Here is a 14412-nt window from a genome sequence, read left to right on the forward strand (position 1 = left end):
GGGGTGCCCCCCGGCCCGGGAACGACCCGGAGGTGGCCGCGTGAGCGCCTCCCACAGCGTCGGCCCCGGCCCGCTCGACGACGGTTTCGGCGACCCGGCCGACCCCGGCAACCGGCCGGCCCGGCTCGCCGTCGGGGTGGTCGGCACCGGCCGGGTCGGCCCCGCGCTGGGCGCCGCCCTGCAGCTCGCCGGGCACCGGGTGGTCGCCGCCTCCGGGGTGTCCGCCGCCTCCCGCCGCCGCGCCGAACAGCTGCTGCCGGGCGTGCGGATCGTCACTCCGCCGCAGGTGCTCGCGGCCGCCGACCTGGTGCTGCTCACCGTCCCCGACGACGCGCTGGCCGACCTGGTGGCCGGCCTCGTCGCGACCGGCTCGGTCCGCCCCGGCCAGCTGGTGGTGCACACCTCGGGCGCGCACGGCGTCGCCGTCCTGGAGCCCGCCACCCGGGCCGGGGCGCTGCCGCTGGCACTGCACCCCGCGATGACCTTCACCGGCACCACGGTCGACCTCGCCCGGCTGGCCGGCTGCCCGTTCGGGGTGACCGCCCCCGAGGAGCTGCGCCCGGTGGCCGAGGCCCTGGTGGTCGAGATGGGCGGCGAGCCCGAATGGGTGCCGGAGGGCGTCCGCCCGCTCTACCACACGGCCCTCGCGCACGGCGCGAACCACCTGGTCACCCTGGTCTCCCAGGCGCTGGAGCTGCTGCGCACGGCCGGGGTCGCCGAGCCCGGCCGGCTGCTCGGCCCGCTGCTGGGCGCCGCCCTGGACAACAGCCTGCGCTCCGGCGACGCGGCCCTCACCGGCCCGGTCGCGCGGGGCGACGCGGGCACCGTTCGGCGCCACCTGGCGCAGCTCAGTACGGTGTCCCCGGACATCCCGGCCGCCTACCGGGCGATGGCCCGCGCCACCGCCCAGCGGGCGCTCGCCCACGGGACGATCGACGAAGCGTCGGCGGCGGCGCTGCTGGACGTACTGAACGAGGAGAACTGATGGCAGCACGCGGCAAGCAGGCCGGCAAGGCCCAGCGGGCACCCAAGGTCCACCGGGCCGTCGTCACCCGGAGCGTCACCGACTTCGAGGCGGCCTTCTGGCCGGACGAGCAGCCGGTGGACAACGCGGTCGTGATGACGATGGGCGCGCTGCACGAGGGCCACGGCGCGCTGATCCGGGCCGCCCGCAAGCAGGTCGGCCGGGAGGGCCGGGTCGCCGTGACCGTCTTCGTCAATCCGCTGCAGTTCGGCGCCGGCGAGGACCTCGAACGCTACCCGCGGGACCTGGAGGCGGACGTCCGGCTGGCCGAGGAGAACGGCGCCGACGTCGTCTTCGCGCCGTCCGTCGAGGAGGTCTACCCGAACGGCGAGCCGCAGGTGCGCCTGGCGGCCGGCCCGATGGGCGAGCGCTTCGAGGGCACCACCCGGCCCGGGCACTTCGACGGGGTGCTGACCGTGGTGGCCAAGCTGCTGCACATCACCGACCCGGACTTCGCCTTCTTCGGCGAGAAGGACGCCCAGCAGCTGGCGCTCGTCCAGCGGATGGTCGCCGACCTGGACTTCGACGTCGAGATCGTCGGCGTGCCGACCGTCCGCGAGGAGGACGGGCTGGCGCTCTCCTCCCGCAACCGCTTCCTGTCCGCCGAGGACCGCGAGCACGCGCTCGTGCTGTCCCGGGCCCTGTTCGCCGGCCGCGACGTGGCCGCGCAGGGTCCGCAGGCCGTGCGCGAGGCCGCCGCGGCCGCCCTCGACGCCGCCGAAGGTGTCACCCTGGACTACCTCGCCCTGATCGACCCGCACGACTTCACCGAAGCGGCGGACGACTTCCGGGGCGAGGCGGTGCTGGCCGTCGCCGCGAAGGTGGGCTCCACCCGCCTGATCGACAACGTCCGCATCATCTGCCGCTGACGCGGCGACGCACCACCCGCGGTCGCACCACCCGCAGGACCGTCCGGCAGCACATTCCCTCAGGCATGCACTCACTGGAGGCGTGACCCCATGCTCCGCACCATGCTCAAGTCCAAGATCCACCGGGCCACCGTGACCCAGGCCGACCTGCACTACGTCGGCTCCGTCACGGTGGACGAGGACCTGCTCGACGCCGCCGACCTGCTCCCCGGCGAGCTGGTCCACATCGTCGACATCAACAACGGCGCCCGGCTGGAGACCTACACCATCGCCGGCCCGCGCGGCTCCGGCGTGATCGGCATCAACGGCGCCGCCGCCCGCCTGGTCCACCCCGGCGACCTCGTCATACTCATCGCCTACGGGCAGATGGACACCGCCGAGGCCAAGGGCTACCTGCCGAAGGTGGTCTTCGTGGACGCCGACAACCGGATCACCGGCATGGGCGGCGACCCCGCCGAGGCCGGGGAGGGCACCGGGCTGCTCCGCGGCGACGCGGCGTACCGTGACGGCAACGGCGCGGCCCCGACCGCCGCGCGCTGAAGGAGCCACTGAACGCCATGCCCGTCACGCACCGCCTCACCGCCCCCGCCCCCGGCTGGACGGCCACCACCGACATCGTCGTGGTCGGCTCCGGCGTGGCCGGACTCACCGTCGCCCTCAACGTCCGCAAGGCCGGCCTGCGGGCCATGGTGGTCACCAAGGCGATGCTCGACGACGGGTCGACCCGCTGGGCCCAGGGCGGCATCGCCGCCGCCCTGGGCGAGGGCGACACCCCCGAGCAGCACCTGGCCGACACCCTGGTGGCCGGTGTCGGGCTCTGCGACGAGGAGGCCGTCCGCACCCTCGTCACCGAGGGCCCGGAGGCCGTCCGCCACCTGATCGCCACCGGCGCCGCCTTCGACCGCGGCGACGACGGCGAGATCCAGCTCACCCGCGAGGGCGGCCACCACCGCCGCCGGATCGCGCACGCCGGCGGGGACGCCACCGGCGCCGAGATATCGCGCGCCCTGGTCACCGCCGTCCGGTCCGACCCGGGCCTGGAGCTGATCGAGCACGCCCTCGTCCTCGACCTGCTCACCGACGCCGACGGCCACGCCGCCGGCCTCACCCTGCACGTGATGGGCGAGGGCCAGCGCGACGGCGTCGGCGCCATCCGGGCCCGCGCGGTGGTCCTCGCCACCGGCGGCATGGGCCAGGTCTACTCCGCCACCACCAACCCGGCGGTCTCCACCGGCGACGGCGTGGCGCTCGCGCTGCGGGCCGGCGCCGAGGTCACCGACCTGGAGTTCGTGCAGTTCCACCCGACCGTGCTCTGGCTCGGTCCGGACGCCGAGGGCCAGCAGCCGCTGGTCTCCGAGGCGGTCCGCGGCGAGGGCGCGCACCTGGTCGACGGGGACGGCACCCGCTTCATGCTCGGGCAGCACGAGCTGGCCGAACTGGCCCCGCGCGACATCGTCGCCAAGGCCATCACCCAGCGGATGCAGCTCCTGGGCACCGACCACATGTACCTGGACGGGCGGCACTTCGGCGCCGGGATGTGGGAGGAGCGGTTCCCGACCATCCTCGCCACCTGCCGCGCGCACGGCATCGACCCGGTCACCGAGCCGATCCCGATCGCCCCGGCCGCGCACTACGCCTCCGGCGGCATCCGCACCGACCCGACCGGCCGCACCACCGTCCCCGGGCTCTACGCCTGCGGCGAGGTGGCCTGCACCGGGGTGCACGGCGCCAACCGGCTGGCCTCCAACTCCCTGCTGGAGGGCCTGGTCTTCGCCGAGCGGATCGCCGCCGACCTGACCGCCCGGCACCGCGCGGACGAACTGCCCGAGCGCTCGGTGGACGTCGCCGCCGCGCGGGCCGCCCGCCCGGTGCCGCTGCCCGCCCCCGAGGCGCGGGCCGAGATCCAGCGGCTGATGTCGCGCGGCACGGGCGTCCTGCGCTCGGCCTCGTCGATGGCCGGCACGGCCGCCGGACTCGCCCTGATCGCCGAGCAGGCCCTGGCGCACGTCGCCGAGGAGAAGCCGGCCGACCCCCGGGTGGAGACCTGGGAGGCCGCCAACCTGCTGCTGGTCGGCACCGCCCTGGTGACGGCCGCCGCCCGGCGCGCCGAGACCCGCGGCTGCCACTGGCGCGAGGACTTCCCCGAGCGGGACGACGCCCACTGGCAGCGCCACCTGATCACCACCCTCACCGCCTCCGGCGACCTTGTCAGCACCCCTGAGGAGCAGTAGAACCATGACCCACTCCCACGAGGAACTCCCGATGGCCGGCGGTTGCGGCGACGGCTGCGCGTGCGGGGACGGCGAGGGCTACGAGACCGGCCTGGACCCGCGGCTCGCCGAGCTGCTGGAGGAGGCCGGCCTCGACCCGATCGAGGTCGAGGACATCGCCACCCTGGCGCTGGCCGAGGACCTGGCCGGCGGCGAGGACGTCACCTCGGTCGCCACGGTGCCCGCCGACGCCGTCGCCACCGCCGACTTCACCGCCCGCGAGGCCGGCGTGGTCGCGGGCCTGCGGATCGCCGAGGCGGTCGTCTCGCTGGTCTGCGAGGAGGAGTTCGAGGTCGAGCGGCACGTCGAGGACGGCGACCGCGTCGAGGCCGGCCAGGTGCTGCTCTCCGTCCGCAGCCGCACCCGCGACCTGCTGACCGCCGAGCGCAGCGCGCTCAACCTGCTCTGCCACCTCTCCGGCATCGCCACCGCGACCCGCGCCTGGGCGGACGCCCTGGAGGGCACCGGCGCGGTGGTCCGCGACACCCGCAAGACCACCCCGGGCCTGCGGGCGCTGCAGAAGTACGCGGTCCGCTGCGGCGGCGGCGCCAACCACCGGATGGCGCTCTCCGACGCCGCCCTGGTCAAGGACAACCACGTGGTCGCGGCCGGCGGCGTCGCCGAGGCGTTCCGGGCCGTCCGGGCCGCCTACCCCGACCTGGCGGTGGAGGTCGAGGTGGACACCCTGGAGCAGATCCCGCCGGTGCTGGAGGCCGGGGCCGACCTCGTCCTGCTGGACAACTTCACCGTGCCGCAGCTGAAGGAGGCCGTCGAGCTGGTGGCCGGGCGCGCCCGGCTGGAGGCGTCCGGCGGACTGACCCTGGCCAGCGCGCGCGAGGTCGCCCAGACTGGGGTCGACTACCTGGCCGTGGGCGCGCTCACGCACTCCTCGCCGATCCTGGACATCGGCCTGGACCTGCGCGCCTGATCACCTCTGATCACCCCTCACGCAGAAGGCACCCCATGCTGCTCACCATCGACGTCGGCAACACCCAGACCACGCTCGGCCTGTTCGACGGCGAGGACGTGGTCGAGCACTGGCGGATCTCCACCGATCCGCGCCGCACGGCCGACGAGCTGGCGGTGCTCCTGCAGGGCCTGATGGGCTCGCACACCGCGGTCAACGAGGCCGCGGTGGAGGGCCTGGCGATCTGCTCGTCCGTCCCCTCCGTGCTCCACGAGTTCCGCGAGGTGACCCGCCGTTACTACGGCGACGTCCCCGCGGTGATCGTGGAGCCGGGGGTGAAGACGGGCGTGCACGTCCTGATGGACCACCCCAAGGAGGTCGGCGCCGACCGGATCGTCAACGCGCTGGCCGCCAACCACCTGTACGGGGGCCCGTGCATCGTGGTCGACTTCGGCACCGCCACCACCTTCGACGCGATCAACGCCCGCGGCGACTACGTGGGCGGCGCGATCGCCCCCGGCATCGAGATCTCGGTCGAGGCGCTCGGCGCGCGCGGCGCCCAGCTGCGCAAGATCGAGCTGGCCCGCCCGCGCAACGTGATCGGCAAGAACACCGTCGAGGGCATGCAGTCCGGCATCCTCTACGGCTTCGCCGGCCAGGTCGACGGCCTGGTCGACCGGATGGCCAAGGAGCTCGCCAAGGACCCGGACGACGTCCAGGTCATCGCCACCGGCGGACTGGCCCCGCTGGTGCTCGGCGAGGCCAGCACCATCGACGTCCACGAGCCCTGGCTGACGCTGATCGGCCTGCGCCTGGTGTACGAGCGCAACCGGCCCAGCTGAGCCGGGAGTTCGCCGCACCCACCCGGCGCCGCACGGCCCGAACGGGACATTCCCCCGCAGTTCCCCGCAGCCGCCCCGCCGTTGCGGGCGAACCCGGCCGGCGGGCCCCCGCGCTGTGTTAGTTTCACGCCCCGGGACGGGGCAGCACGCCCGTCCCGCGGCCGGGGGGACCGGCGGGCACCGGGGGGTGCGGGCGCACGTCCGGCCCGCCCGACGAGCCCGCCCGCCCAGGCCGAGGCACTGCCGCCCCGTCACGTACGGAGCGGGCGAACCGTACGGGGCCGCTCGGTCGGGCGGCCCGGAAGCCGGATCGAGGGTGGGGCGTGTCGATCGTCGAAGGGTCCGGGGCCGCTCAGGACGACGGCCCGGCCACCGGCCCCGGGGCGCCGCCGCCGGGCCCCGGCGGGTCGGTGCCGCGCCGCCGCGGGCGGCTGCTGCTGGCCGTCACGCTGGTCGCCGCGGCCGTCTCGGGGGCCGGGCTGGCCGCCTCACTGGTGATCAGGTCGCCCGCGCAGGCCGCCGCCGAGAGCGAGCCCCCGCCGCCCGACGTCCTGACGGCCGCCGTGGAGCAGCGCGTGCTGACCGACTCGGTGGTGCTCCGCGGCCAGGTCGGCGCCGGCCAGACGGTCGAGGTGGCCCCGGCCGGGAGCGGCGGTCCGGCCGGCGCCAAGCCGGTGGTCACCAAGCTCCCGGTGCGGACCGGCGACCAGGTCGCGGCCGGGCAATCGGTGCTGGAGGTCTCGGGGCGGCCGGTGTTCGCCCTCCGCGGCGGCCTCCCGGTGTACCGGGACCTCCGGCCGGGCGCCACCGGGCAGGACGTCGAGCAGCTCCAACAGGCTCTGAAGGAGCTCGGGTTCGGCTCGGACGGCGACCCCGCGGGGCGCTACGGCGCGGCCACCGGGGCGGCGGTGACGGCCTTCTACGCCGCCCGCGGCTACGACCCGCGGCCGGCCTCGCCGGACGGCGACGCCCAGGTGTCGGCCGCCCAGGACGCGGTGACGGGCGGCGAGCGGGCCCTGGCGGACGGCAGGGACGCGTTGAAGGCCGCGCAGAAGCGGCTCGACGACGCGCTGGCCGCCGAGCGGGCCCGGTCCGCCGCGCCGACGCCCGGCGCCCCGGCCGGCGAACCGGTCGGCGCCCCGGTAGGCGCCCCGGTGGGCGAGAGCCCGGTGGACGCGGCCCGCACCGCCGTCGAGACCGCCCGCAAACAGGTGACCCGGGCCGGCGAGGACCTCACCGGGCTCCGGAAGAAGGCCGCCGACGTCCGGGCCACCGTCGGCCCGATGGTCCCCGCCGCCGAACTGCTCTTCCTCACCGGCTTCCCGGCCCGGGTGGACGGCGTCGCCGGCCGGGTCGGCGGCGAGGTCACCGGCACCGTGCTGACCGTCTCGGCCGGGGCGCTGGTCGTGAAGGGCAGCCTGACCGCCCCCGACAAGGGTCTGGTCCGCCCGGGCCAGCAGGTGGAGATCCTCTCCGAGGTGACCGGCACCACCGCGACCGCGACGGTGACCGCGGTGGCCGACACCCCAGGCGAGGGACCCCCGTCCGGCAGCGGCACCGGCACCGCGCCCGGCGGCGGCGCCCGGCAGCCCGGCACGGACCGGACCGGCTACCCGCTGGTGGTCGAACCGGACGCCCCGCTCGACCCGAGGCTGGCCGGCCAGGACGTCCGCCTCACCGTCCGGGCCGCCTCCTCGGCCGGTCCGGTGCTGGTCGTCCCGCTCTCCGCCGTCTCCGCGACGGCGGACGGCCGGACGGTGGTGACGGTGTACGAGGGCGGAGGGCGCCGACGGGTCGAGGTGACCCCGGGCATGGTCGGCGGCGGCAGCACCGAGGTCCGCCCGCTGGCCGGGGGCGCGCTCGGGCCTGGCGACCGGGTGATCGTCGGGGTCCGGGCGGGCACCCGGTGAGCGCCCCGCTGGTCGAGTTCCGCCGGGTCGGCCTGACCTACCCCGGACCGCCGCCGGTCACCGCCCTGGCCCCCTGCGACCTGGCCGTCGACCCGGGCGACTACGTCACGGTGACCGGCCCGTCCGGCTCCGGCAAGTCCACCTTCCTCAACATCGCCGGCCTGCTGGACGCCCCCACCACCGGCCGGTACCTGCTGGACGGCGTCGACACCGGCCGGCTCGCCGACGGCGACCGCACCGCCCTGCGCGGGCGCCGGATCGGCTTCGTCTTCCAGTCCTTCCACCTGCTCCCGCACCGCAGCGCGGCGGAGAACGTCGCGCTCGCCCTGCTGTACACCGCCGCCCGGGGCCGCCGGGCGGCGGCCGAGCGGCGCGAGCGGGCCCGCGAGGCGCTGGTCCGGGTGGGCCTCGGCCACCGGGCGGACGCCCTGCCGTCCCGGCTCTCCGGCGGCGAGCGCCAGCGGGTCGCGATCGCCCGCGCGCTGGTCGGCCGGCCGGCGCTGCTGCTCTGCGACGAGCCGACCGGCAACCTGGACACCGCCACCGCCCGGTCCGTCCTGGCCCTGCTGGACGACCTGCACGCGCAGGGCCTGACCCTCCTGCTGATCACCCACGACCCGCAGGTGGCCGCCCGCGGCCGGCGGACGGTGGCGATCCGCGACGGGGTGCTGCGGGAGGTGGGCGCCGGATGAGGCGGCGCGGCCGCCCCCGCCCCGTCGAGCCCACCCGGCTGCTTCCGCGGGACCTGCTCGCCGAGGCCCTCGCCGGCGTGCTCCAGCGGCCCGCCCGCTCGGCGCTGACCGCGCTCGGCACCGTCCTCGGGGTCGGCGCCTTCGTCGCCGTGCTCGGGCTGACGGCCACCGCCTCGGCCCGGATCGACTCCCGTTTCAGCGTGCTCACCGCGACCGAGGTGAGCGTCGAGGACACCGGCGGCCCGCGACCGGACCTCACTCCGCTCTCCTTCCCCGCCGACGCCGACGCCCGGATCCAGCGGCTGAACGGGGTCGAGGCGGCCGGCGTCTACTGGCCGGTCCAGCTGCCCGCCGGGTCGGTCCGGGCCGCGCCGGTGGGCCGGCCCTCCGGCGGCGAGCAGGCGACCGTGGTCGCGGCCTCGGCCGGCGTCCTCACGGCGGCCGAGCCGCACCTGGCCCAGGGCCGGACCTTCGACGCCTGGCACGACACCACCGGGCGGCAGGTGGCGGTGCTCGGCTCCGCCCTGGCCGCCCGGCTCGGGATCGGCACGCTCGACACCCAGCCCGCGGTGTTCCTGGCCGGCCGGCCGTTCACCGTCATCGGCATCGTCGACGACGTCCGGCGCCGGCCCGAGCTGCTGCTCTCGGTGGTCGTGCCGCGCGGGGCCGCCGCCCGGCTCTGGGGCGGCCCCACCGGGGACCGCGCGAAGATGCTCGTCGCCACCAGGATCGGCGCCGCCCGGCAGATCGCCGACGAGGCCGCGCTGGCGCTGGACCCGGCCCACCCGGAGAACTTCGCCGTGACGCCGCCCCCGGACCCGCGCACCCTGCGCTCGGGCGTCACCTCCGACCTCGACCGGCTCTTCCTGCTGCTCGCCGGGATCTGCCTGGTGATCGGGGCCGTCGGGATCGCCAACACCACCCTGGTCGCGGTGCTGGAGCGGACCGGTGAGATCGGGCTGCGCCGCGCGCTGGGCGCCCGCGGCCGGCACATCACCGGCCAGTTCCTCTGCGAGTCCGGCTCGCTGGGGCTGCTGGGCGGCCTGGTCGGCAGCTCGCTGGGGGTGCTGACGGTGCTCGGCGTGGCGCTGGCCCGGGACTGGACCCCGGTGGTGTCCCCGGCGACGGTGGCCGCCGCCCCGGTCGCCGGGCTGGCCACCGGGCTGCTGGCCGGTGCCTACCCGGCCTGGCGCGCGGCCCGGATCCAGCCCGCCGAGGCCCTGCGGCGCTGAACGGGCGGTCGTTCGTCCACCGGACATTCACCGGGCCAAACGTGGGGGATCGGCGCGACGTTACCGACAAATCGGATATTCCTCACGTAGTGTCAGTCCATGCCTACGCCACACGGATCGCGCGGCGGCATGGCCTTCAGCGCCGACGAAGTCCGCGTGCTGCGCCGCGCCCTCGCCCAAGCCCTGCACCCCGCCGTCCCCGTCCACTTCCAGGCCTCCGACCGGCTGCCGTTCGCCGGCGCGGGCGCCGAGCTGTGGGCGGAGGACGTCCAGGACGCCCTGCGCCTGACCGAGGCGATCGACGAAGCCGTCCAGGAGGGCGGCCGGCTGCGCGCCTTCCTGCTCGCCGACCTCGGCCGCTACCGGGCGGCGCTGCCCGGCAGCGCCGCCGGCTACCTGGAACGCCTGGAGGAGGCGGTGGCCGACGGCTACCTCCCCGCGCCCGAGGACCTCACCGCGCTGCGCGGGCTGACCCGTCAGCCGTGCGGCCAGACCGAGCGGACCCGCCGCTCGCGGCTGGCCGGGCGCTGCCACGCACTGGCCGAGGCGGCCGTCCGCGAGCGGCTCGCCCTCACCACCGGCCAGCGCCACCTCGTCGCCGTACCGAGCCCCGCCGCCGTCGCCGTACCGAGCCCCGCCGCACCCCCGAGCAGTCTCCCCACCCCTGTTGGAGGACGGATCCCGATGAGCAGCACCGAGCCCGGCGCAGAGCAGCCCGACGCCCCCCAGCCCCGTCCGCACCGGATGCCGACCCCCGCCGAGCTCTTCGGCCGTCGCCCCCGGCCGCCGGCCCGGCCCGCCCCGCCCGCCACTCCCGACGAGGAGCTGGAGCTGGCCACCGGCACCGGCTGACCGCCCCGCCCCTGGAGGGGGAGACCGCACCGGCGGTCTCCCCCTCCGGCGTGCGGTCGACGCCGCGAGCGGCACGGCCAACCCGTGGCGGAGCGGCGGGCCGGGGCTGGCTACCCTGGTGGGGTGAGCGATCAGAGCCCCATCCCCGCGACCGACGACCTCCCCGAGCAGATGCGCGTCCGGCGCGAGAAGCTGGACCGGCTCCGGGCGGCCGGCGTCGACCCGTACCCGGTCGGCTTCCCCCGGACCAGCACCATCGCCGACCTCCGGGCCAAGCACCCGGACCTGGCGCCGGACACGGCGACCGGCGAGCGGGTCGGCATCACCGGCCGGGTGATCCTCTCCCGCACCGGCGGCAAGCTCTGCTTCGCCACCCTGCGCGACGGCAGCGGCGACCTCCAGGTGATGTTCTCCCTGGACAAGCTCGGCGAGGAGCGGCTGGCGGCCTGGAAGTCCGACATCGACCTCGGCGACCAGGTCGGCGTCGAGGGCGAGGTGATCACCTCCCGCCGCGGCGAGCTGTCGGTCATGGTGGACGCCTGGGCGCTCACCGCCAAGTGCCTGCGCCCGCTGCCGGACAAGCACAAGGGCCTGACCGACCCGGAGGCCCGGGTCCGCCAGCGGTACGTCGACCTGATCGTCAACCCCGAGGCCCGCGAGATCCTGCACCTGCGCAGCAAGGTGGTCCGCTCGATCCGCCGCACCTACGAGGAGCGCGGCTACATCGAGGTCGAGACCCCGATGCTGCAGCCGGTGCACGGCGGCGCCAACGCGCGTCCGTTCAAGACCCACATCAACGCGTACGACATCGACCTGTTCATGCGCATCGCCCCCGAGCTGTACCTCAAGCGGCTGGTGGTCGGCGGCGCGGAGAAGGTCTTCGAGATCAACCGCAACTTCCGCAACGAGGGCGCGGACTCCACCCACAACCCGGAGTTCACCTCGCTGGAGTCCTACGAGGCCTACGGCGACTACGACACCCAGGCCGAGCTGATCCGGGCGACGATCATCAACGCCGCCCGGGACGCGCTGGGCACCACGGTGATCCGCGGCCTCGACCCGCACGGCGTGGAGCACGAGATCGACCTGGCCGAGCCGTGGGCGGAGGTCAGCGTGTACCCCGGCATCTCGGCGCACCTGGGCACCGAGGTGACCCCGGAGACCGGCGTCGAGGAGCTGCGCGAGCTGGCCGCCGCGCACGGCATCCCGTTCGAGAAGGACTGGGGCCACGGCCAGATCGTGCTGGAGATGGTCGAGCGCCTGCTGGAGGAGAACGCCGTCGCGCCGACCTTCATCAAGGACTACCCGACCGAGGTCTCGCCGCTGACCCGCCAGCACCGCTCGGTCGCGGGCGTGGCCGAGAAGTGGGACCTGGTGATCTTCGGCACCGAGATCGGCACCGCCTACTCCGAGCTGGTCGACCCGGTCGAGCAGCGCGCCCGGCTGACCGCGCAGTCCCTGCTGGCGGCCGGCGGCGACGTCGAGGCGATGCAGGTCGACGAGGACTTCCTGCGGGCCCTGGAGTACGCGATGCCGCCCACCGGCGGCCTCGGCCTCGGGGTGGACCGCCTGATCATGCTGCTCACCGGCAAGAACATCCGGGAGACCGTGCTCTTCCCGCTCGTGAAGCCGGAGCCCAAGGCGTCCGCCGCCACCGCGGCGGCGGACAGGACCGAGGAGGAGTGACCTGATGGACTACGTCAGCGCGATCGTCCCGCCGCTGGTCATGGCGATCGGCTTCGGCTTCCTGGTGCGGGCCATCATCCGCAGCCAGGGCGGGGCCCAGAAGGCCAAGGAGGACGCGGTCGACTGACCCCGTCCCCGCCCGCGAGCACCGGCGCGCCGCCATTCCCGATTCCGGGGTGGCGGCGCGCCGGTTTGCCGCACTTCACAAGATTTGCCCCATTCACTCCCTATCCTGGCCGCACTATGGTCCGGCAACTCGGCGAACTTGAGAACGCCATCATGACCCGGGTGTGGCGGTGGAACCGACCGGTCACGGTTCGCGAGGTTCTGCTGGATCTGCGGTCGGAACGGGAAATCGCGTACACCACCGTGATGACCGTCCTGGACAAGCTCCACAGAAAGGGCTGGCTGCGCCGGGACCGCGCCGGGCGGGCCTATCGATATGAACCGGTCTCGTCCCGCGAGGCGTACACGGCGGCTCTGATGAACGACGCCTGGGCCACCAGCGACAATCCCGCGGCCGCCCTGGTGCACTTCTTCGGCCTCATGTCGCCCGAGCAACGGGAGGCGCTGCGCGACGCGTTGCGGGTGGCCGCTCTGTTCCCGACCGATCCGGCCGGGCCGGATTCCGCGGAGTCCGGACCGGATACCGGGGGGACCGGACCGGCGCCGGCACGATAACGTCCCGCCATGGAGGTCACCATCCGCCGGGCGCGGACCACGGACGTGCGGGCAGTGCGCGGGCTCATCGACGCCTACTCCCGTGACGGCATTCTGCTCGACAAGCCCACCGTCACCCTGTTCGAATCCGTGCAGGAGTTCTGGGTCGCCGAACGCGACGACACCGGGGCGGTCGTGGCCTGCGGCGCGCTGCACGTCATGTGGGAGGACCTCGCCGAGGTGCGCACCCTCGCGGTCGATCCGTCCTGCCGCGGCCACGGGGTCGGCCACCTGCTGCTGGAGAAGCTGCTGCAGACCGCGCGGTGGCTCGGCGTCCGTCGGATTTTCTGCTTGACGTTCGAGGTGCCCTTCTTCGCGAAACACGGTTTCGTCGAGATCGGCGAGGTCCAGGAAACCGATGATGGTACGACAGACCCGGCGGCGATCGCTACGGATGTCTATGAAGAACTTCTCCGCTCGTACGATGAAGGTGTCGCCGAGTTCCTCGACCTGGAGCGGGTGAAGCCCAACACACTGGGCAACTCGCGCATGCTGCTGCACCTGTGAGCGGCTCCCGACCCGGGCAGGGGTTTGTGTTTTCCGGAGAAAGGCGCTTTCCTTTCCTTAGGCAATGGGTCGTTTAGCGGAAAGGGAAGCCCGTGGCACAGAGGGTGCAGGTCATTCTTGAAGACGATCTCGACGGCGGTTCGGCGGACGAGACGGTGACGTTCGCGCTCGACGGCGTTGCCTACGAGATCGATCTGAAGAGCGCCAACGCGGACAAGCTGCGCGGTCTGCTGGCGCCGTACGTGGAGAAGGGCCGCAAGCAGAGCGGCCGGCTCGCCGGCGCCCGGCGCCCGGGCCGCGGCGCGGCTCCGCGCCCGTCCGGCAGCGCGCCGGACACCGCGAAGGTCCGCGCGTGGGCCAAGGAGCAGGGCCTGGAGGTCAACGACCGCGGCCGGGTGCCGAGCACCGTCCGCGAGGCCTACGACAAGGCCAACGCGGCCTGATCCCGGCAACGCCGGACCGCCGGAGCGGATGCGGGGCCCCGGTGGTCGCCGGAGGCGCACCTGGCACATGCGCGGGGCGCGGAGGAACCTTCTCCGCGCCCTGCGGCGCGTGCCCGCCCGGCCCGCCCGGCCGTTCCGGGCCGTCCGCCCGGCTCCGCGGGCACGCCGGCGGACCGGGGCACGGGCGCCCCTTCGGGCACCCGCCCGGGCAGCACCGGATCGGGCGGCGGAACAATCACGAGCTGTGCAACGCTGTAGGGGCGAAGCGGTAACGCCGACACCACCGGGATGGCCTACCGACCCCGAGGGCCGGAGCTGACCCACCGTCACCGCCGGCCGACTTCTCGCCAGGCGAACACCGCCACCGCGGAAACTGCGCGAGAACCATCCCGATACCGGGTATGAATGCAGGTGGACGGCGCCCCGCGCACCGTCCGGGGCAGTACGTGCGACCCGCC

The 14412-nt window shown here is 75.1% G+C and carries 14 protein-coding genes and 1 pseudogene; all 15 read left to right on the forward strand.

The window, feature by feature from the left end; translation table 11 throughout:
• The first annotated feature begins 40 nt into the window (after nt 1-40).
• Nucleotides 41-985, forward strand: coding sequence for a Rossmann-like and DUF2520 domain-containing protein (locus OG618_RS17175; protein WP_329488335.1), 945 nt, complete (start codon nt 41-43; stop codon nt 983-985).
• Nucleotides 985-1893, forward strand: a complete 909-nt coding sequence (panC, locus tag OG618_RS17180; protein ID WP_329488336.1) for a pantoate--beta-alanine ligase — start codon at nt 985-987, stop codon at nt 1891-1893. The genes OG618_RS17175 and panC overlap by 1 nt, the downstream gene beginning before the upstream one ends.
• Before the next feature lie 90 nt (nt 1894-1983).
• A complete protein-coding gene (panD, locus tag OG618_RS17185; RefSeq protein ID WP_329488337.1) occupies nt 1984-2433 on the forward strand; it encodes an aspartate 1-decarboxylase in 450 nt (149 codons plus the stop codon).
• Nucleotides 2434-2450: 17 nt separating this feature from the next.
• Nucleotides 2451-4124, forward strand: a complete 1674-nt coding sequence (locus tag OG618_RS17190; protein WP_329488338.1) for an L-aspartate oxidase — start codon at nt 2451-2453, stop codon at nt 4122-4124.
• Between the two features lie 4 nt (nt 4125-4128).
• Entirely contained in the window at nt 4129-5091 is a 963-nt protein-coding gene (nadC, locus tag OG618_RS17195) for a carboxylating nicotinate-nucleotide diphosphorylase (protein WP_329488339.1), read from the forward strand.
• 35 nt (nt 5092-5126) lie between these two features.
• Nucleotides 5127-5912 (forward strand): type III pantothenate kinase, encoded by a 786-nt coding sequence (locus OG618_RS17200; RefSeq protein WP_329488341.1) that lies wholly within the window; start codon nt 5127-5129, stop codon nt 5910-5912.
• Nucleotides 5913-6235: 323 nt separating this feature from the next.
• Nucleotides 6236-7822 (forward strand): peptidoglycan-binding protein, encoded by a 1587-nt coding sequence (locus tag OG618_RS17205; protein WP_329488342.1) that lies wholly within the window; start codon nt 6236-6238, stop codon nt 7820-7822.
• Entirely contained in the window at nt 7819-8514 is a 696-nt protein-coding gene (locus OG618_RS17210) for an ABC transporter ATP-binding protein (RefSeq protein WP_329488343.1), read from the forward strand. Before OG618_RS17205 ends, OG618_RS17210 begins: the two co-directional genes overlap by 4 nt.
• Entirely contained in the window at nt 8511-9746 is a 1236-nt protein-coding gene (locus OG618_RS17215) for an ABC transporter permease (RefSeq protein ID WP_329488345.1), read from the forward strand. Before OG618_RS17210 ends, OG618_RS17215 begins: the two co-directional genes overlap by 4 nt.
• Before the next feature lie 99 nt (nt 9747-9845).
• Nucleotides 9846-10598 carry a hypothetical protein gene (locus tag OG618_RS17220; protein WP_329488346.1) on the forward strand — a complete coding sequence of 251 codons (753 nt, stop codon included), beginning with the start codon at nt 9846-9848 and terminating at the stop codon, nt 10596-10598.
• A gap of 138 nt (nt 10599-10736) precedes the next feature.
• A pseudogene (gene lysX / locus OG618_RS17225) lies at nt 10737-12284 on the forward strand (bifunctional lysylphosphatidylglycerol synthetase/lysine--tRNA ligase LysX); the annotation flags it as partial.
• A 4-nt stretch (nt 12285-12288) separates the two neighbouring features.
• Nucleotides 12289-12411 (forward strand): hypothetical protein, encoded by a 123-nt coding sequence (locus OG618_RS17230; RefSeq protein WP_329488349.1) that lies wholly within the window; start codon nt 12289-12291, stop codon nt 12409-12411.
• Nucleotides 12412-12527: 116 nt separating this feature from the next.
• A complete protein-coding gene (locus OG618_RS17235; RefSeq protein WP_329488350.1) occupies nt 12528-12965 on the forward strand; it encodes a BlaI/MecI/CopY family transcriptional regulator in 438 nt (145 codons plus the stop codon).
• 9 nt (nt 12966-12974) lie between these two features.
• The gene (locus OG618_RS17240) at nt 12975-13511 is read left to right on the forward strand and encodes an amino-acid N-acetyltransferase (protein ID WP_329488351.1); all 537 of its coding nucleotides are present in this window, start codon (nt 12975-12977) and stop codon (nt 13509-13511) included.
• Between the two features lie 92 nt (nt 13512-13603).
• On the forward strand, nt 13604-13954 hold the full coding sequence (locus tag OG618_RS17245; protein WP_329488352.1) for a histone-like nucleoid-structuring protein Lsr2: 351 nt from the start codon (nt 13604-13606) through the stop codon (nt 13952-13954).
• Nucleotides 13955-14412: the final 458 nt, after the last annotated feature.

This window comes from Kitasatospora sp. NBC_01246 (assembly GCF_036226505.1).
GTDB lineage: Bacteria > Actinomycetota > Actinomycetes > Streptomycetales > Streptomycetaceae > Kitasatospora.

Bases quoted from the DNA above. Each gene is read 5' to 3' on its own strand.
- panC (WP_329488336.1), top strand. From the start codon at position 985: ATGGCAGCACGCGGCAAGCAGGCCGGCAAGGCCCAGCGGGCACCCAAG.
- panD (WP_329488337.1), top strand. From the start codon at position 1,984: ATGCTCCGCACCATGCTCAAGTCCAAGATCCACCGGGCCACCGTGACC.
- OG618_RS17190 (WP_329488338.1), top strand. From the start codon at position 2,451: ATGCCCGTCACGCACCGCCTCACCGCCCCCGCCCCCGGCTGGACGGCC.
- nadC (WP_329488339.1), top strand. From the start codon at position 4,129: ATGACCCACTCCCACGAGGAACTCCCGATGGCCGGCGGTTGCGGCGAC.
- OG618_RS17200 (WP_329488341.1), top strand. From the start codon at position 5,127: ATGCTGCTCACCATCGACGTCGGCAACACCCAGACCACGCTCGGCCTG.
- OG618_RS17215 (WP_329488345.1), top strand. From the start codon at position 8,511: ATGAGGCGGCGCGGCCGCCCCCGCCCCGTCGAGCCCACCCGGCTGCTT.
- OG618_RS17220 (WP_329488346.1), top strand. From the start codon at position 9,846: ATGCCTACGCCACACGGATCGCGCGGCGGCATGGCCTTCAGCGCCGAC.
- OG618_RS17230 (WP_329488349.1), top strand. From the start codon at position 12,289: ATGGACTACGTCAGCGCGATCGTCCCGCCGCTGGTCATGGCGATCGGC.
- OG618_RS17235 (WP_329488350.1), top strand. From the start codon at position 12,528: ATGGTCCGGCAACTCGGCGAACTTGAGAACGCCATCATGACCCGGGTG.
- OG618_RS17240 (WP_329488351.1), top strand. From the start codon at position 12,975: ATGGAGGTCACCATCCGCCGGGCGCGGACCACGGACGTGCGGGCAGTG.